The sequence below is a fragment of the Clostridioides sp. ES-S-0108-01 genome, assembly GCF_020662285.1.
Lineage (GTDB): Bacteria > Bacillota > Clostridia > Peptostreptococcales > Peptostreptococcaceae > Clostridioides.
Genome location: NZ_JADGMN010000025.1, coordinates 24,900 through 49,207 on the forward strand (window position 1 = coordinate 24,900; position 24,308 = coordinate 49,207).

At 27.4% G+C, this 24,308-nt stretch carries 20 protein-coding genes, 2 pseudogenes and 1 riboswitch; of the genes and pseudogenes, 9 read left to right on the top strand and 13 right to left on the bottom strand.

Features of this window, described 5'->3' with window-relative positions:
* Positions 1 to 9 precede the first annotated feature (9 nt).
* From pyrB to IR152_RS17005, 5 genes are all read right to left on the bottom strand, one after another.
* Positions 10 to 930, bottom strand: a complete 921-nt coding sequence (pyrB, locus tag IR152_RS16985; protein ID WP_227453091.1) for an aspartate carbamoyltransferase — start codon at positions 928 to 930, stop codon at positions 10 to 12.
* Between the two features lie 289 nt (positions 931 to 1,219).
* Entirely contained in the window at positions 1,220 to 2,284 is a 1,065-nt protein-coding gene (locus IR152_RS16990; protein WP_227453092.1) for an NlpC/P60 family protein, read from the bottom strand.
* A 433-nt stretch (positions 2,285 to 2,717) separates the two neighbouring features.
* A complete protein-coding gene (locus IR152_RS16995; RefSeq protein WP_227453093.1) occupies positions 2,718 to 3,866 on the bottom strand; it encodes a M56 family metallopeptidase in 1,149 nt (382 codons plus the stop codon).
* 167 nt (positions 3,867 to 4,033) lie between these two features.
* A complete protein-coding gene (gene gluD / locus IR152_RS17000; protein ID WP_227453094.1) occupies positions 4,034 to 5,299 on the bottom strand; it encodes a Glu/Leu/Phe/Val family dehydrogenase in 1,266 nt (421 codons plus the stop codon).
* A gap of 128 nt (positions 5,300 to 5,427) precedes the next feature.
* Positions 5,428 to 6,252: an ATP-binding protein gene (locus IR152_RS17005; RefSeq protein WP_227453095.1), complete on the bottom strand. Its 825-nt coding sequence runs from the start codon at positions 6,250 to 6,252 to the stop codon at positions 5,428 to 5,430.
* A gap of 276 nt (positions 6,253 to 6,528) precedes the next feature.
* On the opposite strand from IR152_RS17005, the gene IR152_RS17010 reads away from it, so the two are divergent.
* Positions 6,529 to 7,716 carry an SAM-dependent methyltransferase gene (locus tag IR152_RS17010; protein WP_227453096.1) on the top strand — a complete coding sequence of 396 codons (1,188 nt, stop codon included), beginning with the start codon at positions 6,529 to 6,531 and terminating at the stop codon, positions 7,714 to 7,716.
* Positions 7,717 to 7,854: 138 nt separating this feature from the next.
* Here the strand turns inward: IR152_RS17010 and IR152_RS17015 are convergent, their stop codons facing one another.
* From IR152_RS17015 to IR152_RS17030, 4 genes and pseudogenes are all read right to left on the bottom strand, one after another.
* Positions 7,855 to 9,081: an NAD(P)/FAD-dependent oxidoreductase gene (locus tag IR152_RS17015; protein WP_227453097.1), complete on the bottom strand. Its 1,227-nt coding sequence runs from the start codon at positions 9,079 to 9,081 to the stop codon at positions 7,855 to 7,857.
* Positions 9,056 to 9,529, bottom strand: coding sequence for a 4Fe-4S dicluster domain-containing protein (locus tag IR152_RS17020; protein WP_227453098.1), 474 nt, complete (start codon positions 9,527 to 9,529; stop codon positions 9,056 to 9,058). The genes IR152_RS17015 and IR152_RS17020 overlap by 26 nt, the downstream gene beginning before the upstream one ends.
* On the bottom strand, positions 9,522 to 11,423 hold the full coding sequence (gene cooS, locus IR152_RS17025) for an anaerobic carbon-monoxide dehydrogenase catalytic subunit (RefSeq protein ID WP_227453099.1): 1,902 nt from the start codon (positions 11,421 to 11,423) through the stop codon (positions 9,522 to 9,524). Before cooS ends, IR152_RS17020 begins: the two co-directional genes overlap by 8 nt.
* A gap of 401 nt (positions 11,424 to 11,824) precedes the next feature.
* Positions 11,825 to 12,052: pseudogene (locus tag IR152_RS17030) on the bottom strand (IS607 family transposase); the annotation flags it as partial.
* 325 nt (positions 12,053 to 12,377) lie between these two features.
* Between IR152_RS17030 and IR152_RS17035 the strand changes: the two are divergent.
* Complete coding sequence (locus tag IR152_RS17035) at positions 12,378 to 12,548, top strand: DUF362 domain-containing protein (protein ID WP_009888017.1); 171 nt, start codon at positions 12,378 to 12,380, stop codon at positions 12,546 to 12,548.
* Positions 12,549 to 12,723: 175 nt separating this feature from the next.
* Here the strand turns inward: IR152_RS17035 and IR152_RS17040 are convergent, their stop codons facing one another.
* Positions 12,724 to 13,263 (bottom strand): FmdE family protein, encoded by a 540-nt coding sequence (locus IR152_RS17040; protein WP_227453100.1) that lies wholly within the window; start codon positions 13,261 to 13,263, stop codon positions 12,724 to 12,726.
* Positions 13,264 to 13,401: 138 nt separating this feature from the next.
* Positions 13,402 to 14,034 carry a redox-sensing transcriptional repressor Rex gene (locus tag IR152_RS17045; protein ID WP_021382595.1) on the bottom strand — a complete coding sequence of 211 codons (633 nt, stop codon included), beginning with the start codon at positions 14,032 to 14,034 and terminating at the stop codon, positions 13,402 to 13,404.
* Between the two features lie 135 nt (positions 14,035 to 14,169).
* Here IR152_RS17045 and abc-f point away from each other — a divergent pair, with 135 nt between their 5' ends.
* Together abc-f and IR152_RS17055 are read left to right on the top strand one after the other, a co-directional pair.
* Positions 14,170 to 16,083, top strand: a complete 1,914-nt coding sequence (gene abc-f, locus IR152_RS17050) for a ribosomal protection-like ABC-F family protein (protein ID WP_227453101.1) — start codon at positions 14,170 to 14,172, stop codon at positions 16,081 to 16,083.
* Between the two features lie 15 nt (positions 16,084 to 16,098).
* Positions 16,099 to 17,475 carry an MATE family efflux transporter gene (locus IR152_RS17055; protein ID WP_227453102.1) on the top strand — a complete coding sequence of 459 codons (1,377 nt, stop codon included), beginning with the start codon at positions 16,099 to 16,101 and terminating at the stop codon, positions 17,473 to 17,475.
* A 162-nt stretch (positions 17,476 to 17,637) separates the two neighbouring features.
* On the opposite strand, the gene IR152_RS17060 is transcribed toward IR152_RS17055, so the two are convergent.
* A complete protein-coding gene (locus IR152_RS17060; protein ID WP_311315453.1) occupies positions 17,638 to 17,952 on the bottom strand; it encodes a BlaI/MecI/CopY family transcriptional regulator in 315 nt (104 codons plus the stop codon).
* 286 nt (positions 17,953 to 18,238) lie between these two features.
* Positions 18,239 to 18,334: riboswitch (cyclic di-GMP riboswitch) on the top strand.
* A 50-nt stretch (positions 18,335 to 18,384) separates the two neighbouring features.
* On the opposite strand from IR152_RS17060, the gene IR152_RS17065 reads away from it, so the two are divergent.
* Positions 18,385 to 18,561, top strand: coding sequence for a hypothetical protein (locus IR152_RS17065; protein ID WP_227453103.1), 177 nt, complete (start codon positions 18,385 to 18,387; stop codon positions 18,559 to 18,561).
* 1,143 nt (positions 18,562 to 19,704) lie between these two features.
* Here IR152_RS17065 and IR152_RS17070 read toward each other — a convergent pair.
* Positions 19,705 to 20,355 (bottom strand): Crp/Fnr family transcriptional regulator, encoded by a 651-nt coding sequence (locus IR152_RS17070; protein ID WP_227453104.1) that lies wholly within the window; start codon positions 20,353 to 20,355, stop codon positions 19,705 to 19,707.
* A gap of 479 nt (positions 20,356 to 20,834) precedes the next feature.
* Here IR152_RS17070 and IR152_RS17075 point away from each other — a divergent pair, with 479 nt between their 5' ends.
* From IR152_RS17075 to IR152_RS17090, 4 genes and pseudogenes are all read left to right on the top strand, one after another.
* Positions 20,835 to 22,847, top strand: a complete 2,013-nt coding sequence (locus IR152_RS17075; protein ID WP_227453105.1) for a sigma-54 interaction domain-containing protein — start codon at positions 20,835 to 20,837, stop codon at positions 22,845 to 22,847.
* A gap of 132 nt (positions 22,848 to 22,979) precedes the next feature.
* Positions 22,980 to 23,381, top strand: coding sequence for an IS200/IS605 family transposase (gene tnpA / locus IR152_RS17080; RefSeq protein WP_227453106.1), 402 nt, complete (start codon positions 22,980 to 22,982; stop codon positions 23,379 to 23,381).
* A gap of 17 nt (positions 23,382 to 23,398) precedes the next feature.
* The gene (locus IR152_RS17085) at positions 23,399 to 23,785 is read left to right on the top strand and encodes a hypothetical protein (protein WP_227453107.1); all 387 of its coding nucleotides are present in this window, start codon (positions 23,399 to 23,401) and stop codon (positions 23,783 to 23,785) included.
* A gap of 14 nt (positions 23,786 to 23,799) precedes the next feature.
* Positions 23,800 to 24,308: pseudogene (locus IR152_RS17090) on the top strand (RNA-guided endonuclease TnpB family protein); the annotation flags it as partial.

Here is a 24,308-nt window from a genome sequence, read left to right on the forward strand (position 1 = left end):
TGATAGCTATTAGTCTTCATTTATGCCTAAAAGCTTTATTATTAAAGCCATTCTAACATACATTCCATATTTAGCTTGTTTAAAATATACAGCTCTATCATCATCATCTACATCTATGTCTATTTCATTTACTCTTGGTAATGGATGCATTACTAACATATCTTTAGATGCTTTTTCCAATTTAGCTTTATTTAAAATATAATAGTTTTTAAGTCTTTCATACTCTGATTTGTCCTCAAATCTTTCTTGTTGAACTCTAGTCATATATAAAACATCCAAGCTTCCTATAACATCATCTAAATTATTAGTTTCATAATATGCATGTCCCTTTATAGCTTCTTTTATATAATCTGGCATTTTTAATTCATCAGGTGCTATAAATACAAACTTTGTATTTTTATATCTTGCCATAGCCTTAACCAAAGAATGCACAGTTCTTCCATATTTTAAATCACCACATAATCCTATTGTGTGGCTTTCTAAAGTTCCTTTTAATGATTTTATAGTAAGTAAATCTGTAAGTGTTTGGGTTGGATGCTGATTTTTACCATCTCCTGCATTGATAAATGGCACTTCTGTAAATCTTGATGCTTCTAATGCTGCACCTGATTGAGGATGTCTCATAGCTATTATATCAACATAACCAGATACTATTCTCATTGTATCACCTAAAGTTTCACCTTTTGATGCAGAGGATGAGCTTGGCTCTGAAAAACCTACAACACGACCTCCTAGCCTGTTCATTGCAGATTCAAAGCTTAATCTTGTTCTTGTTGATGGTTCATAAAATAATGTAGCTAATAGCTTACCTTCACACATACGAGAATATTTTGACGGATTGTCAATTATTTTTTGAGCTAATTCTAATATTTCGTCTATTTCTTCTATTGAAAAGTCTTCTGGTTGGATTAAATTTCTTGATTTTAACATCTTTCGTCCTCCTTTTTTAGCCTCTCTGAACTAAAATTAAAAGTATTTTTGTACTGTTAGTAGCTTACCACCTTTGCCTTATCCTGTCAAGGGATTGCACAAATAATCATTATATGGAAAGACTACTATTTAACATCATATTAACTTAAACCCTTATTAAATTTAAAGTGATACAAAAACGCTCTATAATACATTTAAAATATAATCATTCTTTGTTTCCTGATTAAATTAAATATAATATAGAGCGTTTATATTTATGTACTTATCAATTTGTCATATTACAAACTGATTATAATATTCTTTTTGCTGTAACAAATCTCGCTGTATAGTATGATGAATTTATACTAGTTACACTAACTGTTTTTCCTGTTGATGGTGAATGTATCATATTACCTCCACCTACATATATTCCAACATGACTAACAGAACCAGAACCATTGGTTGTGAAGAATACTAAGTCTCCTGGTTGTAAATTTGATTTACTTACAGTTTGTCCATATTTAGATTGTGCTTTAGATGTTCTTGGTATTTTCTTTCCTACTGCATTTTTATACACATATTGTGTAAATCCAGAGCAATCAAAAGTGTTTGGTCCTTCTGCTCCCCAAACATATGGACAACCTTGCTTAGAATATGCCAAGTTAAGTACAGCTTGAACTGCATTAGAGTTAGCCGTTGGCACATTTAAACTATTATTTTGTTGACTATCATTTACATTACTTTGTTGATTATCATTGCTTTGTTGATTATCATTTACATTGTTTTGTTGATTATCATCTGTAGAATCTCCACTTTGATTAACAATTGGGTTTACTTGTGGCTCTTCTATTACTGGAGCTTTATCAGATATATAAGATGATTTTACATATCCTTCTGTTTCTCCATCTTTAACTTTTAACCAATCTCCATTTTCCTCCAACACCAATAAAGAGCTTCCTTTTTCCAGCTCTTCAATTACTTCTGAACTTTCACTCTTATCTTTTTTTAAGTTTACTTTATCAGCATTAGTATATCCTACACCTTCAGATATATCTACATATCTAGTAGCTAACCAACCTTCGCCATCTTCAACTTTAACCTTAACCCATTCCCCTTGAATTCCTAAAACAGTAAATTCGTCTCCAGAGTAAGCTATGTTTTGAACTTGACCTTCTTCTCTTATCTTTATAGCCACTCCATCTTTTATTTTTGCAACTTTATATTTTACCTCTTTATATTCGCCTAAGTTTAACTCAGTATTTGTTTTATCATCCTTATTTTGAGATGAATCATTTATTTCATCCGCATTTACAATTGAACTTACTGATAATGCCATAACTGATGCAAATACTGGTATTAATATCTTTTTCTTCACGATAAACCTCCTAAAATTTTCCCATAATTATCTTATGATTCTATTTTATAGGTGAAGTGTACCTAAGGATAAAATACTAATACACAATACATTAATAAAAGCCCTATCTGTAACTTTTTTGTAAACTACTTTATGTAACTTTTATAGTATCATTATATTAATAAAATAAATTAGTTTATCCAATATGTCACCTAAATATACATTATTTACTTAATTATATAATATGGGTCTGTAAAAGTAAAGAATTTTGTATAGTTCGAGTCCAAAGTACGCATAAATATTGTTTTATGTGTTTTTTTATGCGTTTTTATGTGGCATATATTTTTTGAGTGAATTACTGTAAAGTTGGTCACTTTATGATTTTTTTAACTTTAAAACTTTAAATAAAAAAACTCTTCTATAACACTTATTCTTAAGTGGTAATTTTTCTAAATTAATCAGCTGAAAATTCAGGAGCTAATTTATCATAATAATCTACGTTAATCATTGCTATTACCTCAGAATTTTTAGGTGTAATGCCTAATCGTTTACATTTTTCTTCGTATTTTCTTCTCATATATTCAGGAGCATCTGCATATGTAAAAGATATGTATGAAAATATGGCTCTAGAAGTAATCATTTCATTCTCAATATTTTTAGGTAATATATTAAAATTAATAATACTAGTTGAATTGACCTTCAAAAAAGTAATAGAAGACAATAAACATAAAGTTAGTGCCATTAATATACCATTCTTATACTTTTCATTAAACATATTCATCACTCTCTTCTTAATGTCAGATTGCTTATGGAGTCCAGCTATAAATTTATTTGAAGTATTTGAACCTTTTCTCATTGCACTTAGAATTGTTAAAGCATAATCCTTTTTTTCCTCTGAATTTCGATTTTTTAAAACTCTTTCATCACAATAAAGTTCACAATCTAAATCTATATGTTTATCCATTATATATATAAATGGATTAAACCAATATACTATTTTTAAAAACAGGATTATATATTTTAAATAAAGGTCTCTACTCTTAAAATGCATAAGCTCATGTCTAAAAATCCAATCTAGTTCTTTCAATTTATAATCATATGGTGGCAAAAGCACACATGAATTAAAAAATGCTGGTGTTTCAACTTCATAAGAGTATTTGAGTTTTATCTCTTTTGTTATATTAAATTCTTTCAATATATTTTTATAAAGATTTACAATCTCTTCATCATCAACATCATAAGATAAATCATTTATTAAATTTTTAAGTTTTATATATTTAAATATAGTATAAAGTAAATATATTATCACAGTACAAATCCAAATATACAATAAAATGCTATTATATGAAGTTGGTGCTTTATTAAAATACTCCAAATTAATATTGTCAATATTTATATTTTCTTTGCTTCTAAAAACATTCATAGTAAGAGTATAGTACGTAAATGGTAATAACAATTTAATAACTACTATTAGCCATATATAATAGTTAAATTTTTTACTAAATCTTTTAAATATGCTTTTCTTAAAAATTAATATTAAAAGAATACATAAACTACTTACTATAACCGTTCTAAAAAGTCCGTTCAAAATTAAATCAACCATTAATTTTCACCTATCTTATTTATAGCATATTAAATTCTAAATTACATAACTTATCAAGTTATTTATAAGTTAAAACAAAAAATAAGTCACATAATTTAAGGGCTGTACTATGTACAGCCCCTATATATATTAAATAATTATATTCCATTATTTATTAAGAGTAAATCTTAGTACCATCCTCTTAATTTCATAGCTTCAGCAACTTTCTTAATTGAATGCATGTAAGCAGCTTCTCTCATTGTAACATTGTACTCTTCTTTAATTTTCCAAATAGATTCAAATGCTTTAACCATAGCTACTTCTTCTTTTTGCTCTACCTCTTCTTCTGACCAGTAATATCCATATAAGTTTTGTACCCACTCGAAGTAAGAAACTGTAACTCCACCAGCGTTAGTTAATATATCTGGAGTAAGGACTATTCCTCTTTCAGCAAATACTTCATCAGCTTCTGGAGTAGTTGGTCCATTAGCAGCCTCACAAACTAATTTAGCTTTTATAGATTCAGCAACTTCTTTAGTTATAGAGTTTTCTAATGCAGCTGGTATTATTATATCAACATCTGAAGCCCAGAACTCTTCTAAAGATATTCTCTTAGCTCCTGGGAAGTTTAATAAGTTACCATGTTCTTTCATATAATCTAACATAGCTTGACCATCTAAACCATTTTCATTGTATATAGCATAAGAACCTTCTGATTTGCACCATTCAGCCATAGCTACAACAGTACCACCAAGTTTTTCACAGTTAAGAACTGTGTAAGAACCAACGTTTCCTATACCTTGAACAGCTATTTTAGCTTTTTTCATATCTATTCCTAATTTAGCAGCAGCTTCTCTTGCAGTAACAGCAACACCAAATCCAGTAGCAGCTGTTCTTCCTAAAGAACCACCAAATTCAACTGGTTTACCAGTTAAAACACCTATAGAACTTTGTCCAGTTAATTTATTATACTCATCAACCATCCAAGACATTATTTGTCCATTAGTATTTACGTCTGGTGCAGGAACGTCAACTTTCTCACCTATTAATTTATATATTCCATCTATGTATCCTCTACTTAATCTTTCTAATTCACCTTGAGATAAAGTTGATGGGTCTACTATGATTCCACCTTTACCTCCACCATATGGTATACCTGTTACAGAACATTTGAAAGTCATCCATATAGATAAAGCTTTTACTTCATCTCTTGAAACATTTGGATGGAATCTTATTCCACCTTTTGTTGGCCCTACTGCATCATTATGTTGTGATCTAAATCCTTTAAAAGTTTTTATAGAACCATCATCCATTTTTACTAGAATTGAAACTTCTATAACTCTCATAGGTTCTTTTAATAATTCATAGACTGCTGGTTCCATACCTAATTTATCACATGCATTTTTTACTTGAGATTGCGCCATCTCGAAGACATTTACATCTTTTCCTGACATTTGAAAGCCCCCTTATAAATACGTTATAATTATGTATACTCCATTTAGAAAAAACCATTTCCTAAATTTACAGTTTAATTATAGCACACTTTATTGCAAATTAGTATATCATTTTTTCAGTTTATTTTTTAACATGGGGGGAAGTTTATTTTTTTAATTTTATGAATGTTAATATCTATTTTTTGTACATTAACTAAAGTCATTTTCTCAATAGACTTTTTTATTATTTGTTGCATGTCTTCAACTTTTTTTATAATTTCTAAATCATTGATATTTATACTTACAAAAATATTCATAAAATTATTACAATTCTCTATATTGATTTTATTTATTCTATCAATGTTTCCAAAGTTGTATACTTCATATTCAATAATCTGTTTAATTACATCAGCACTAATATAAACTTTTCCGATATAACTAAAAGTTGGTCTTATAATTGTTTTTTCTAAAACTACCGTATTCCTATTATTCTCTTTTTTAAAAAGCCTCTTCAATGGATTTATACTAAGACCACTTGCCATACTTTTTATTTCAACTGTTGGAACAGGAATTACATGATTTCCTTCTTTTCTAGATTGCTTTGCTATTTCTATTTCATATTTAGTACTTATCTCTTGGATATTTACAAACTTATAAACTCTTCCAATTGATAATCTATCAACAATTTGATTAACCATTTTTTTTGATGTCCCAATAATAAGAATTCTTCTTATATTTTCCTTTTTAATTGTTTCTCTAACTTCTTGTCTATGACTCAAATTATAAAAAATAGCCCTTTTAACTGCTTCTATAGTAGTATTTGCTTGTTTTGCTGATATCCCAGATAAAACCTTGTTTTTGTATATCAAAATTCCATCATCGATTATATATTCTATATCATTTTCATATGCGAACTCTAAAGCCTTAAAGCTCTTCCCTGTGCCACTTGACCCAACCAAAGCATATACTTCCATTATATATCTCCTTTATAAAATAGCTATAAGCTATTTATTACAAAATTTTATTGTAATTTATAGATTAAAATTATTATATCATTGACACTTTAATATTATATACAATACGAAAATTTATAGGCAAAAAATATACTGCACTATGAAATTTCTTTATAAAATATAGATTTCCTTCAAACAAAAAATTTATTGAAAAAATTTTACTTTTTTAAAAAAAGGGATATAATATAGTTTAAGCAAGGAAAACTTACTCGATTTACATTAGAAGGAGCTGGTAATATGAATATTACAAAAAATTTTCTAAAAGACTATTTGGAAAGATTTGGTGAAGTACCATTTCTAGTTAGGCTTAAAAATGAGGAAGAATTTCTAATTGGAGATGACTCCCCTCAGTTTAAAGTTATTGTAAACAATGATATTAAAAAATCTGAACTACTAAAAAGTACATCTTTAGCACTTGGAGAAGCCTACACAAATAGAGATATTGAAGTTGAAGGAGATTTATTCTTAACTTTAAATCTACTTTTAAAACAAATAGACAAATTCAATATTGATAATTCAGCTGTAAAACATCTATTACACTCATCAAATTCAATGAGGCACCAAAAGAAGGAAATACATGCCCACTATGATATTGGTAACGATTTTTATAGCTTATGGCTAGACAAGACACTTAGTTATTCTTGTGCATATTTTAGAAATGATAATGATACTCTTTATGAGGCTCAGGTCAATAAGGTTCACCACATATTAACAAAACTAAATCTAGAGGAAGGTATGAGCCTTCTTGATATTGGTTGTGGCTGGGGGTTCTTACTAATAGAAGCTGCAAAAAAATATAAAATTCATGGAGTTGGAATTACACTTAGTGAAGAGCAGTTTAAGGAATTTAACACAAGAATCAAAGAAGAGAATCTTCAGGATTACCTTGAGGTAAAACTTATGGACTATAGAGAACTAAAAAAATCAAACCTTATGTTTGATAGAGTTGTAAGCGTTGGGATGCTTGAACATGTTGGTAGGGAAAACTATGAACTTTTCATTAAAAATGTAAACGCTGTTCTAAAAGATAGCGGATTATTTTTACTTCACTATATAAGTGGGCTGAATGAATCTTATGGAGACCCTTGGATAAAAAAATATATTTTCCCAGGAGGAGTTATTCCTAGTCTAAGAGAAATGATACATATTTGTAGCAATTACAAATATCATACTATAGATGTGGAAAGTCTAAGATTACATTATGTAAAAACTTTACTGTACTGGCAAAAGAACTTCTATGAGAATCTTCCAAAGATTAAAGAAATGTTTGATGATAAGTTTATAAGAATGTGGGATTTATATCTTTGCTCTTGTGCTGCTGCTTTCAACACTGGTATTATAGATATTCATCAAATACTTTTCACTAAAGGTATAAAAAATGATTTACCTCTAACTAGAGAGTACATGTATCCTTGTTCAAAATAAGATTTTACAAATTGGATATAATTTAAACTTAATAAAAAAAATAGAGTTATTTCTAAATAAGATTTTTTATCTTTTCTTATTTTATAATAACTCTATTTATTGATTTACTGTATTTGTAAACCTTACTCTACATATACATTATACGCTATAACAGAATTCTCCATTTTCTTTTATATTAAAAAAGTCTGCATAACATACATCAAATATCCTATTTTCTAAATCAGATATTTCAACTTTATTTTTTATTAAATAAGTTAATACACCTACATATGAAATATCTCCTTGTATAATTGCTCCATAGATTACATTATCTTTATAGACAAACTTTTTATACTCATTAATTCCATATCTAGTTAATACTTTATAGCTATCATCTACAGGTGTATTCATCCCTATAGAAATAGTTGGTATGTCCATGAAATTCATACTATTTTTAAAAGCAAATTTATCTTCTATCTTCTTATCTTTGCCAGCCATATTATATGCAGCTACAATTCCTTGTTTTACTGCTAAAGGCCAAATAGCATTTTTACCTACAACATCTCCTGCTGCATATATGTCTTTTTGTGTTGTTTGGCACATATCATCTATTATTATACCTCTATCATATTCTATTCCTGTTTTATCTAAAAAATCAGCATTTGGTTTAACCCCTGTAGCTACAATCACCATGTCTGCATCTAGAATTTCTCCATTTGAAAATGCAACACCTTTAACATTTTTGCTATCATCCAAGATAATTTCTTGGATTGATGCACTTGGATAAAATTTTACACCCTTCTCTTTAAACTTATTCTGATACACTAATGCCGTATATTCATCCAATTGTCTATCTAAAATATACTTTTCCATAAAAGCTACAGAAATATTTAACTGCTCATATTTAAATAATCCAACTAGTGCATCTATACCAACTAGCCCAGCACCTATTATAACTACGTTTTTAGAGTTTTCTGCCTTTTCTTTTATCTTATAAATGTCCTCTATGTTTCTCACAGAATATACAAAATTCCCATTTCTTAAGTTTTTTATAGGAGGAATAGCAGAAGATGCACCTGTAGCTATTAAAAGCTTATCATAATTTACAGTAATATCTTCTGTCTGAACCACTTTTTTATCTATATCTATGCCTTTAACAGTTTTACCTGAAATCCAATTTATATTATTTTTCTCCATAAAGTCTTCATCAACAAAATTTATTTGTTTTAAAGTTCTATGTTCAGATATAACATGATGTAACATACATCTTGAGTATATATTTTCATCCTTAGAAATTACTACTATATTTGAATCTTTATCTAATTCTCTTAATGTTTTTACTGCATTTATACCAGCTGCACTAGCCCCTAACACTACATAATTCATCATTTTCCTCCTTCTGTAATTCAATTGCTCCACTTGGGCAATTAGCTACACATCTAGGATACTCCTCATCTTTACATAAATCACATTTAAGTATGTTTTGCTTGCTTCTATCATCTGGCTTTAATAATCCATATGGACAAGACATTACACACATATAGCATGAACCACATTTTTCTTCATCATATGAAACGATTCCACTTTCACTATTTTTATGCATTGCACCACTCATACATGCTAATACACATTCAGGTTCATCACAGTGTCTACAAAGAATTGGAACTGGATTATTATGTTTGCTATCTAATTCTATATGTCCTCTACTATCATTATCTATATTTTCTAAATCAAGAGTATACATGTCAAAATCTTTATTGTGTTTTAACATACATGCTAATACACAACTCTTACATCCTGTACATAAATCCTTATTTATAAAAATTCTATGCATTACATTCCACATCCTTTAACCCTAAATTTTTTCTTCTGTCTATTATTATTTCTTCTAATTGATTAGCTGAAGATTTAGGGTCTGGATTCACTATAACATGTCCTCCTGTTAAGTCTTTTAATTTTTCTGTTAATACTTCTGTTACCAATTTTCCTCCTGTTATAAATGGAGGTAAAGCTAAATGAAGAGGTAAGCCAAGGGCAAGACCAAAAGCACCATCAGCTAATGCTTGTTCTTCCAACCATTGTGGAGCTGAAAGCACCAATGGTAATTGTGGTAAGTCTATTCCAAGCTCAGCTGCTAATTCAGTTGCTACTATTTCTAGTCTTCCTATAGCTAGGCATGGTCCAAAGTTTAATACTGGTGGTATTCCTAGAGTCTTACATACTTCTTTTAAGTTTTCCCCTGCTAATTCTTCTGCTCCAGGTGACATAAGACCAACATTTTCTAATCCTCCAGTAGAGCATCCTGCAGAGAGTACTATTATATCTTTTTTAATCAATTCTTTAGTAAGTTCAACAGTATTTATATCATGTCCTCCTGCTGTCATATTTGAACATCCTACAACAGCTGCAACACCTTTAATTTTTCCTTCTGCAATTAAATTAATAAGAGGCTTCCATGAATCTCCTAAAAAAGCTTTCAGATTCTTTTCACTTACACCTGTTAAAGATTGTTCAAATCCATGGTCTTTTGGTATATCTATTTCAACACTTCCTCTTCTCTCCTTATAAGATTCTAATGCTTTTTCTATTAAAGTGTTACTAAGCTCATCTAATTTACTTCTATCTAACCCTATATATTCTGCATTTGCTTTTTTAGCAACATCATCTAAACAAACCATTTTTACTTTATATTTATCTGCTATTGGTTCAAGACCTGGTATAGTACAGTTAAACTCAGAAAGGACTATATCTATTGCTCCAGTCGATAAAACAGCCTCACTTGTAAAATTGTTCCCTGCATGTCCAGCAAATACTTCTTGATAATGTTCTCCTCTTAGTTGTAAATCTTGACCAACACATGTACATCCTACTAACTTAAATCCTTTTGCACCAACAGATTGAGCTAATTTTATAACATCTTCATCTTTTAATCTATCTTGGAAATTTGCAAATGTTGAATGTTGATGACCTGTTATCATTATATTTATGTAGTCTGGGTCTATTACATTAAATCCTACAGGAGCCATTCTTATAACTGGTTCTCCTAACATAACATCATTTAAAAGATTTGTTAGGGTAAGACCATATAATCCTGTTGATATACCTAAATTCAAACAATTAACTAGCATGTCTACTGGGTCACTATTTAAATTTGTTGATGATTTTACTATTGCATCAAAAACTTCTGACTTTGCACCACCAGGCATTATACCTAATTCTTTCCATTTTTTCACTCTGGGTGCATAAGCTATTTTTTCTACTAATTCCATTTTATCATCTCTTGATTTATACAAATCATTGATAACTTTGTCTGCAACCTTTATACACTTATCGTACTTTTCATCACTTTCTATTCCAAACATCTCTGCTAATTGATTTAATGTTTTTTCTCCTTTAACAACACCTTTAGTTATTCCAACATTCTTTAAATTCTTAGCTGTATTTTCCACCACATGTAAATAACAAGCTGCTCCTGATGCTACTGCTCTTAAAAAGTTTCTTGCTACTATAGTGTCTGCATCTGCTCCACATATACCTCTTGGTGATTTAGGAGTTACTCTACATGGTCCATTTGAACAGAGTCTACAACAAACCCCCTGAAGTCCAAAACCACATTTAACTTTTTGATCTTCTGTTCTATGAAATGCTGTTTCAACATCCTTTGAAGCTACAAAACTTTCTAATTTCTTGTCTGCACTTTCGCACATTTTACAAGTGTTACAAGCCATTACAAATTCCCCCTTATATTTTTATATTAAATAAGTAGATTGAATAGCTTTATTATAATTGACTATAATTTAACTATTAAAATCTACTTATTTAATACCACGATTTTCCATATCTCAAACAAAATATAAATTATTAAAATAAATATATATATTTATTTTTTTTTACATTTTTATTTATTTAAATCTTTACTTATTTTTTCGAGTTTATTTAAAACTATATCCTTCTCACTCCCATCAAGTACTTTTGGTTGATAATTATTTCTAGAGCTACTAGATGTTATTGAAGTTGGTATTATATTTGGCTCTTCAATTGAAGTTAATTTATTATCCGAAAAAGTAAAAGTTTGTTGATATATATAACTATCTGTATCAGAAGGATTCTTATTCCCTCCAAATCAAAAATTACCTAATATATTAAGAAACTCCATTTGATTTTTCAAATTATCTTTTTGATTAGAAGTTGAAACTCTTGTATAAATAACAGTTTTTCTATTTACTTGTTCTTTATGTATTCCTTTATATTCTAAATATTGTTCATAAGTGTAGTATCTTCTATCTGTTGGAGTTCTAAAAGCCTTTAATTTCACTTCAACATCCCAATGTTGCAGAGTTCTGACTGAAATATTAATTAACTCTGCAAACTATTTTGGTTTATAGTTATTATTTTTCATATTAAACCTCCTTTGTATTAATAAATTTTAAAACATAATATACTTTTTAGAATATAAGATTTTTAAATACAATCGATAGACAACTTTTTAAATTTTATTTTATTTTTAAAATAAATTTCTTTAAAATAAATAAAAATATAAGCAGATTAAACTTTATTGTAAAACTTTAAAATAAGAATATCATAATAAAGTTTTTGTTGTAGAATTAATTTAATTGTTATATTCAATAATATTTGTTATAATGTTATTGAATTACAATACATATAAAAGGGAGGATTTCAAAATGGCATATAAAATTACTGACGCTTGTATAAGCTGTGGTGCTTGTGAGGCTGAATGCCCTGTTAGCTGTATATCAGCTGGAGACGACGCATATGTTATAGATGCTGGTTCTTGTATAGACTGTGGTTCTTGTGCAGGAGCTTGTCCTGTAGATGCACCTCAACCAGAATAATAATTCGTTATTCATAAAGAGACTGATTTTATTTTATATATAATAATCAGTCTCTTTTTAATTATGTATGATTCAAGTAATATCATTTATATATTTTATTATAGTTGCTAACTAATTTATCTTAAAATACTGTTAGCACATATCTAATACTTTTAATTTAATCTAATTTATAATTTTAATACTCCTCATAAAATCTTTCATATTTATCAAAGCAATCAAGACATACTTTTTTTCCTTCTTCAATCCTTATATATTGCTCAGATGCAAATTCACCACACACTTCACATTTAAGGGATTTAAATATTCTTGCTTTTTCAGGAAGCCTTAACTTAGTATCTGTAATCTCAAATATCTCTTCAAAATTACTTTCTAATAAGTATCTTTTGTATCCTTCTCTATCCATATCAAATGGTTTTGACTTTACATATATTCTTATAGATTTTCCGTTTTCTCTATTAAAAAAATGATATACTGATTTTCCAGTCATCCTAAGTAGTAAATTTCCTTTACCCATTGTGCAACTTAGCACTACTTGTATACCATCTATTCCACAAGCATCATTTTCAGAAATACATACAATTTCCTCATCTCCTGATTGTTTACATCCTAAATATTCTCTTGCTGCAAGTGCTGCTTTAAATCCTATAGCTAAACCTGGACATTCATGACCATGAAATTCAATTGCTTTTTTCCATAATTCTTTCACAAAACTCACTCTCCCTAATATTGTTTATTTGCATACTTTATTTAAATTTTTATCCTAATATTTCAAAAAGCCAGAGGATTTAATATTAAATCTTCTGACTTTCTCAATACTCTTCACAACTACTTGTTATTAATATATTTGGGTTGTCTACTTTCCTTCTTTCATTAAATACGATAAAGTAAATAAGCTTTCTGTTAGGTTTACATTTTCAACTATAACACCTTTTGGAACCTCTAAATCTAATGGTGCAAAATTCCACACGCCTTTGATTCCAGCTTTTACAACTCTATTAATAACTTCTTGTGCTCCATTTTTAGGTATACATAATACAGCAATATCTATATCATTGTTTTTTATAAAGTCTTCTAAAGTATCTGAATCTAATACTTCAAACTCTCTTATCTTTAAACCTATCATTCTAGGATTTGCATCAAATAAAGCTTTTATCTCGAATCCAGCTTTTCTAAATCCTGCATAATTTGCTATAGCTTGTCCTAAGTTACCTGCTCCTACAAGAACTGCGTTGTATGGTCGATCTAACCCAAGAATTTTACCTATCTCAGTATGAAGAGCTTCTACATTATAACCATATCCTTGTTGTCCAAATCCACCAAAGTTGTTTAAATCTTGTCTTATTTGAGAAGCTGTAAACCCTATTATATCACTCAATTCTTTAGAAGATATTCTTTGTATATCCCTATCTAATAAGTCTCCAAGATATCTATGATATTTTGGGAGCCTTCTTATAACTGCCATTGATATATTTTTATTTCCCAACATCTTCACCTCCTAAAAGTGTCCTCTTTTGTGTTTGATTCACAATAAAATATTTCTTTTTCAAAACTAATACATATAACCTTGATTATATTATATCAAAACATTATAATTTTAGATAGTTCAAGGAGGTAGAAATTTATGATTGTTTTGTCATGTAATAACTTAAATAAAAGTTTTGGTATAGATTCTATATTAGAAAATATTAGTTTTACAGTAAATGAAGGCGATAAAATTGGTATAATCGGCGTTAATGGTACTGGAAAAACTACTTTATTTAAAATAATTTCAGGAATTTATGGCTATGATAGTGGAGATATTTACACTTCTAAAGATTGTGAAATCGGATATTTAGAACAAAATACCAATTTTTATTCGGATAATACTATTTTAGAAGAAGTACTAGAAGTTTTTAAAAATTTGATAGAAATGGAATCCTATTTAAGAGAATTGGAGGTTAAAATATCTGAAGAAAGTACAAAAACAAACTCTCCAATTATAGAAAAAATAATGGATGAATATTCACATAAACTAGAGTTATTCTCAGATTTAAATGGATATGGGTATAAATCTGAAGCTAAAGGAGTTTTAAAGGGATTAGGATTTAGTGACAATGATATGGATAAGCCAATAAGCATACTTTCTGGTGGTGAAAAAACTAGAGTTCTTTTAGGAAAATTACTTCTTAAGAAACCAACTCTATTGTTACTTGATGAACCTACTAACCACTTAGATTCTGATGCAATAGAATGGTTAGAAGTATTTTTAAAACAATATAAAGGTACTGTTATGTTAATATCTCATGATAGATATTTCTTAGACCAGTCTGTAAATAGAATTTTTGAAGTTCACAACAAAAAACTTAAAGTATATAATGGTAACTACTCTAAATTTGTTGAGTTATCTAAAATAGAAAAAGAACTAGAACTTAAGAAATTTGAAGACCAACAAAAAGAAATAAAAAAACAAGAAGAATCAATTGAAAGACTAAAAGCTTATGGTAGAGAAAAACACCTAAAGCGTGCAAGAAGTAAAGAAAAAGCATTGGATAAAGTAGATGTTTTAGATAAGCCAGAAGCTTATAGAAAAAAAGCTCGTATACAATTTACACCTTCTGTGCAGAGTGGTAATGACGTTCTTCAAATTAGAGATGTATCTATGGGTTATGGAGAAAGAATACTTTTTAAAGACTTGGACTTAGATATATATAGAGGAGAAAAGGTTGCTCTTATAGGTGCAAATGGTGTTGGTAAATCTACATTATTTAAAATAATAACTAATGAACTACAACCTCTTAGTGGTAATATTAAATTTGGAACTAATGTCCACGTTTCTTATTTCCACCAGGAACAAAAAACTCTTAATTTAGACAACACAATAATTGATGAGATTTGGGAAAATAACACTCATCTTACTCAAACTACTTTGAGAAATATGTTAGGAGCATTTTTATTTGTTGATGAAGAAGTTTTTAAGAAAATTTCTACATTAAGTGGTGGAGAAAGAGCTAGAGTTGCTATACTTAAACTTATACTATCAAATGCAAATTTATTATTATTAGATGAACCTACTAACCACCTTGATATTGATTCTAAGGAAGTCCTTGAAGAAGCATTAACTAATTATGATGGAACTATATTTACAATATCACATGATAGATATTTTCTAAATACTGTTGTTGATAAGATTTTAGTTTTAGATGAAAATGGAGTTACTGAATATCTAGGAAATTATGATTATTATATCGATAAAAAAAGGCAAATCCAAGAGATGAGTCTTATAGAAGAAAAAGAAGAGAAAACTAGAACTCAAATAAAAGAAGAAAAAAGAAAAGAGAGAGAACAGAGAGAAGTAGAAAAGAAAAATAGAATAAAAAGACAAAATATAGAAAAAGAAATTGAAAAGTTAGAACTTCAAATTAAAGAATTAGATATACTTTTATGTCAAGAAGAAGTATACTCTAATCCAGATAAAGCTAAAGAAGTTAGCCAAGAAAAAATTAATCTAGAAAATAACCTTACCTCTCTATATAATGAGTGGGAAGAATTTATGTAAAAGGGAGAGGATTACTTGCAAAAACTATTTTCTTTAAAAGACGAAAATAAAAGATTTTATAAAATACTTCTATCTTTATGTATACCTATTATTATACAGAACTTAATTTCTACTTCTGTAAACGTAATAGATACAATTATGATAAGTAGTTTGGGTGAAACATCTGTAGCTTCAGTTGGAGTTGCAAACCAATTTTTCTTTCTTTTTAATATGTCCTTATCTGGTATTACGGGAGGGGCTGGAGTTTTTATTTCACAATTTTATGGAAAGAAGGATGTCAGTAATATAAGAAAAGTTACAGGTCTTACTTGTGTATTGGCAATTGTTTTAAGTTTTGTATTTGTTATTCCTGCTTTACTAACACCAAAACCAATTATACACATATTTTCGTATGATTCTGAGGTTGTAAAACTTTGTATAGATTACTTTAGTATTGCAGTATTTAGTTATCCATTAATTGCTGTAAGTACTGTATTTAGTACTGGTTCAAGAGGTGTTAGAAACCCTAAGTTAGGTATGATTTGTAGTGCCTTTGCTCTTGTAACAAATGTTATTTTAAATTATGGATTTATATTTGGTAACTTAGGTCTTCCTGCATTGGGTGTAAAAGGAGCTGCTCTAGCTACTGTTATTGCTAGAATATGTGAATTAATTTTAATGATTACTTATGTTTATTTTTATAAAAAGGACTATATATTAAAGTTTGGTCTGAAAAGTCTAAAAGCTATTGATAAGATTTTTATAAAATCTTTTTCATCAAAAAGCTTTCCTATATTTGTAAATGACTCTGTATGGGCAGTTGGGACTGTCCTGTATTCTGTTGCATATGCAAGGGCAGGTACTTCTGCTATAGCAGCAAGCCAGATAGCAACCAGTACAGGCAATTTCTTCATAATGACAGCTGTATGTATTGCATCTGGTGCATCTATTATGCTTGGAAATGAACTTGGAGCAGACCATATTAAAAGAGCTATTGAATATGCTAAAAAGTTTTCTATACTTGTATTTTCGGCTGGATTAATACTTGGAATTATTTTAATTTTAAATATCCCATTATTATTAAAAATGTTTAGTGTTTCTGATAGCTTAGCTTCTGATATAACTAAGATATTTTTTATAATGGGAATACTAATGGCTCTTAAATCTTTTAATACATTGGTTATAATTGGTATTTTAAGAAGTGGAGGAGATACTAAATATGCTCTATTTCTAGAATTAGGATGTATGTGGCTAGTTTCTATTCCTCTAACTTTTATAGCTGCATTTAAAGGTGCACCTATATTTATACTTGTCCTACTAACTTATAGCGAGGAAGTTGTTAAGTTTATATTTGGTGTTCCTAGAGCCTTATCTAAAAAGTGGGCTATTAATATAGTAAAAGAAATTGACTAATAACGATGCTATAAATTGTAAAAATATTATATAATCTATTTTTTATCAATAAACATTGTTTTTTCAACATTCTACATCTTGTTTCATGTAGTTATGTCAGTAAAATATTTTATCCACAACAACAAAAAGGTAGCTACTAATATAAGTGCTACCTTTTATTTATTAATCTTCATCCTTCCAACTTTTTATCCAATCTCCTATTTCTATTATTTTTTCTTCTGTCATTTCTTCTTTTTTATGCATAGTTGTAAACGTTCGTATAAAAAAGTTATTATACTCACTAATCTCTCTTTCTTCTTTTTTAGTATTTAAATACTCTTTTTTAGTTACTAGCACTTCATAATTATATTGAAAACCTATCCTTTTCTTATTTAATATTTTCATCTTTACTAATCTTTTTAATAGAATTTCTGTAGTACTTTTCCTCCACCCATTTCTTTCTTTCATTGCTCCTGTTATTTCTTTTTTAGATATAATAGACTTTTTCCTTCACATATATTCCATCAATATTAGTTCTCCTCTACGTAGTTTGTTAACTACTTCTTGTTGCTCCATTTTGTGTCACTCCCTCAGATTTTTTAATCTAAATTAATGATAGAACCTTCTAATTTCAAATGATACAGGTAATTTTTACCATATATTCTACATATTTAGTCTGATTTTTTTGAAGTAAAACAACGTTCATATCTATAAATTTATTCAATTTTCAAACAAGTATGTTGAATAATAATTAATTCTATTGTATTATTTTAGTTGTAGAATAAAACTAAATCGGCAAAACTAGAGAAATTTAGTGACGCAAAGCTATAGGGACTAAGATTTATAAAATTCTTATAAATTATGTCAGCCAGTTGCCAAAAAGACATATTCTTTTTGTTTTATGAAAATTTTTTAGGAGGATAATAATATATGTTTAGAGATAAAATGGATAAATGTACTCATATGTTAACTGCTTATATTGGCAGTTCATATGATTATTGTGATTTTATAGATACACAGTTAAATGATTTTATACTAGAGTATGGAGAAAATGTGGTAGAACCTTGTTTACATCAAGTGATGATATTGTTAAGTAAGTATAATTAAATAGATTTTGTTTTCTAGAGGAACCCTTTTTAGTTTTATCTACATTTAAATAATAAGCAACTAGAAATAACTCGAAGTTTTGATTTAGATAATCTTATTGATACTACAACAGAAATATTGAAATATAATAAAATTGATTTAATAATTATTGATGAAAAAAGTACTCCCTGACTTGAGAATGCTTAATTGCAACTATAAAAGTGTATTGGTAGTACACTTCCATTTTTTATTATATCATTAATTTAAATTGTTAAAAAAACTATTTAAATCGTTTTTAAGATATGTTAAGTAATCCCCTTGAGTTTTATATATCTTAATGAATTACAAAAAAATAAGCACTACTACAAAAGAGTGCTTTTAGTGTATATAATTAATGCTTTAATTAATAGTTTAAATGTTATTTCTCTTACCTTCTCTCCTTCTTTTTTAATATCAAATTTGCCTAGGTTTACTATACTTACAGTTTCAAACCTTTTTTCTTTTTTTATAGATAGAGAATTTTGTGGACTTACTGGAAAATGAAAATCTATTTTTTTTCATTTTTTTAATAAAAATTTTTATTTTTTATTTTATATAAACAATATTTTTTCTAATTTGTGGTATAATAAAAGTAAGAAGAACTACAATCTATTTCAAGCTAGAGTGGAGTTCGTAATTTAATACTTATTTGAACTTATGGAACTTTATTTTAAAATCAAGTTCCCAACCACTTTTAGTTTGAACTATACCCACTGTTTTATACAGTTAAAACAGTGGGTATAGTTCAAGTTGGCTCTTTGAGTGGTTTTTTACGTTTTTTAAGTAAATTGCTAACTAGACAAACTATCAAACTAACAGATAGTCTTTCTAGTACACCTTGTAAAAAATTATCCATACATACTCACCTCCCTTCTATACGTTGGGAGGATAATCTTTTGTATGAACTCCACTCTATAAATTGTAGATTACATCTTCTTGCTAAAATTATTATAATATATGATTATTACATATTTTACCTATTTATTACTTTTTACATTATAATCACATCTTATCATTAAAAAACACCTACATAAATAAGTGTCCTTCAGTATTTTTAATTTTCAGTGAGACTATTTCTATTTTTTGCAGAAATTATTATACCTTATTTTGATTAAATAATAATCTTTATTCATCTTCCAAAAACTCTTTTACTTCAAATGCGAATCTATGTAACTCATCATAATTTAAAATTTCATATGTATTACCTATTTTTTTTACTATCCCTTCTTCAGTTAACTTCAACAGAGAATGGTATCTACTCTTTCTACTAATAGAATATATTTCACTGAAATTACGAATAACTTTTATATTACAGATATTATTTTCTTGTTTGTTTAATATACAATAGGCAATGACTTCTGTACAAGAAAATAGTTCTCTTACCATTCTAGTTTTATACAGCTCATATATTCTTCTTGTACATTTGCTGTGAAATAGTGCAATAAAATCTGGTTTAAGATAAAACTCTTCAAATATTTTTTTTTCAAATCGAAATAATTTTATATTAGTCTTTGCAAATATATCACATTTCAAATTATGTTCATATATATAACTGATTTTACCTATAAATTCATTTTCAGGTACAATGTCAACAAGAAATTTATTTCCTCCTCTAGTGGTGCATTCCACTAAAGCAATTCCCTCTATTATAAAAAAAACTTCTTGTAAGTCTTTATCTGATGCTACAAACCTTTGACCCTTTTTATATTCAACAATTGATATTTTATTTAAATTATTTTTAATAATTGGATATATACTTGTTTCTTCTGCTTTCATTAAAGTTATCTCCTTTATAGTATATTATATAAAATATTTTATTTATATGTTTTAATTTATATTATTTTTAACAAAAGACACGATTACAACTAAATTAAGCTTGACAAATCTATTCTACTCACTCAGAATAAACTTATACATATATATTTTCATATATTATTTATTTTAATACAACTCTATATTTATAAAATTATATTATCAATAGAATTTATTAAAATAAATTTTTTTGGGTGTATATTATGATTTAATCGAATAGAAATGAAAAATATACATACAGTTTAAATTTTAAGCAACAATTAGGGGGATTTGGTGGCAAGATTTAATTATAAGAAGGAAAGTGTCTTAATGTAACTTTTGTAAAGTCATTATAGACACTTTCTTTTTTATTTGATAAATTTAAATTATCAAAATCAAATAGCTTTATACAACTATTTTGTTTAAAACTATTTATTATATAAGGAGGAAGTTTTTAGAAATCAATGAAAAAATCAGTGGCTCTAGTAAATGATAGTAGAAAAGATTTAATAGATTTTTTAGAAAATAATTTAAAATTAGTTTTTGGAGATTATATAAATATTAATAAATACTTTATAGATGAGATAAATGATAATGATATTATAAATGATGATGTGATATTAGTAATGTCAGCAGAAAGATTAGACAAAATTATAAATAATATATTAGATAAGAAAAAAGTTATTGTGATAAGAAGAACTTTTAAGGAAGATAAAATATATAATCTATTATCTTTACCACATGGTACAAATGCTCTAATCGTAAATGATTCTGATGAAACTACTCTAGAAACTATAAGTTTGTTTTATAAAATTGGAGTAACTAATATTAGACCAATCCCATATATGAATAATAATAACTATAAAGATATAAAAATAGCTATAACTCCAGGAGTTCCAGAAAAAGTACCTAGCTTTATCTCAGATATATTTGATTTGGGTCATAGATATATAGATATCTCCTCATTTATAGAAATAATAAATTTATTACAAATTGATTCAAAGGAAATACAATCTAATCTAGTTAAATACTCAGAAAAAATAATAAGTTTAGATACTGGTATAAAAGATAAATATAAAGAATTATTTTTGAAGATAGAAGAATTAGATACAATATTAAACTTATCAAAGGATGGTATACTGTTTACTTCAAAAGATGGTGAAATAAATACATATAATAGTAAAGTAAAAGATATTTTAGATATAAAAGAAGATATATACGGAAAGCATATTGAAGAAATATTTACAGATAGTTTAAAGGTTTTATTAAATGAAAAAGAAATATTAGACAAAGTTATTATATTCAATAAAAAATATATAAATGTAAATAAAAAAAATATATACAATAGAGATGAAAAAATGGGTACATACTATAGTTTACAAGAAATAACATACATAAAAAAACTAGAACAAAACCTTACTAAGAAATTAAGGGAAAAAGGACAAATAGCAAAATATACATTTAAGGATATAAAAACAAACAGTCCTAAGATGATTGAATGCATAGATTTAGCTAAGAAAGTTTCTAAATCCGACTTAAGCATACTTATCAGAGGCGAAAGTGGAACTGGTAAAGAATTAATAGCTCAATCTATACATAACAACTCAAATAGAAAAAAACAACCCTTTATAGCAGTAAATTGTGCAGCTGTTCCTGAAAACTTATTAGAAAGCCAATTATTCGGATATGATAAGGGAACTTTTACTGGAGGTCTAAAAGATGGAAAGCAAGGGCTATTCGAACTTGCTAATAATGGGACAATTTTTTTAGATGAAATAGGTGATATGCCCTTAGAATTACAAACAAAACTACTTCGAGTTCTTCAAGAAAAACAAATAATGCCTGTTGGTTCTCACAACGTAATTAATATAGATGTTAGAATCATATCTGCTACAAATAAAAACTTAGAACAAATGATTGATAATAGTCAGTTTAGGGAGGATTTATATTATCGATTAAATACAATTCCCATAAATATACCTCCTCTAAGGGAAAGAAAAGAAGATATACTAATTATCATGGAAGATTTAATTAATAAGAAATTAGTAATTACACCAGAGGCAAAAAAACTTATACAAAACTATAAGTGGAAAGGAAATATAAGAGAACTTCAAAATGTAACATCCTATTTAAATATTATGTGTGATGATATTATACTAGAAAGAGATTTACCTCCAAACTTAAAAACTTTAGATAACAAAAATTCATCATTAAAATTAAAATATAATAAGAATGATATATTAAATATACTAGAGATATTAATTTTAAATAAGGAATCAGATGTTGGTATCGGTAGGGGATTAATTTTAAAGACACTACTCGATAAGAACCTCCAAATTACAGAAGGAAAAATTAAAAAAATATTTGAATATCTAAAAAAAGAAGAACTTATAATTTGTGGTTCAGGAAGATATGGAAGTAAGATAACTCAAAAAGGAGAAAAGTTTTACAATAAATTAAAATATGAAGATTCATAAATCTACAATCTATTTACAACATAGTGCGGAAAGCCCACTCCTTTAGGTGTGGGATGGATAGCACAAATAGTGTATAAACAAATAATGTATAAAAGGTATTGACACATACACGTATAATGTTAATATAAATACATGGAAAATAAATATAGAAGAACTCAAACAACTGTTAGTCTAATTAATTATCATTTTGTATTCTGTCCTAGATATAGAAGAAAAGTATTTAATATAGAAGGTTTAGAAGATAGATTTAAAACATTGGTTAAAAATAAGTGTAAGAAGATGGATATTGAAATTATTGCAATAGAATGTGATAAAGACCATACACATATGTTTTTAAATAGTCTTCCAACTTTAAGTCCTTCTGATATAATGCAAAATATAAAAGGTTATACAAGTAAAATATTAAGAGAAGAATTTATTGAATTATCAAAAATGCCTAGTTTATGGACTAGAAGTTATTTTGTATCTACAGCAGAAAATGTATGCAGTGAAACTATTAAAAAATATGTAGAAAATCAGAAAACAAGATATTAGAAAGTGAGGTGAATATTATGTCAAATTATATATTAACATTACAATTAAAGACAGAAAAGTTTCAAGAAGATATTATATGTAATACTTTTGATAAGTATAGAAAAGTATATAATTCATGTTTATCAGAACTATTTAAAAGATATAACCACATGATAGAATCTAAGGAGTATCAAGCAAATTGTAAATATAAGGGTAAAGATAGAAATAAAATATTTAATGATATTACTAAGAAATATAATTTGACAGAGTATTCACTTCATAATTTTGTTAAATCTATTTGTAAATATTATAAATTACATTCTGCTATATCTCAGAAAATAGCCACAAGATGTTTTAATGCTTTTAGTAAGTATATATATCATCAAGCTAAACAGGTTAATTATATTAGATATAAGGAAAAATAAAAGGGCAAATTGGTTTGGGTAATGTAGGTATAGATATTGGAACTCAAACTATAGCCATATCTAGTAAATGTGATGTTAAATTATTGGAGTTAGCTCCTAATGTTAATAATATAGATAGGCAATTAAAATTAATTCAACGTAAAATGGATAGAAGTAAACGTGCAACTAATCCTAATAAATTCAATGATAATGGTACTATAAAACAAGGGAATAGAGATAAGTGGATATTTAGTAATCACTATATTAAATTAAAAACACTAAGAAAAGAGTTATATAGAAAGCAAACTGAAATAAGAAAGCAAGACCATTATGCGTTAATTAACAAATTATTAAATTTAGGTAATAAGTTTTATGTTGAAACGATGAGTTATAAAAGACTTCAAACTAGAGCAAAGAATACTACTATTAATGAAAAGACTGGTAGAATCAATAAGAAGAAACGTTTTGGAAAATCATTAGCAAATAAAGCACCATCAATGTTTTTGACTATGTTAGACAATAAGTTAAAATATAATGGTGAAAA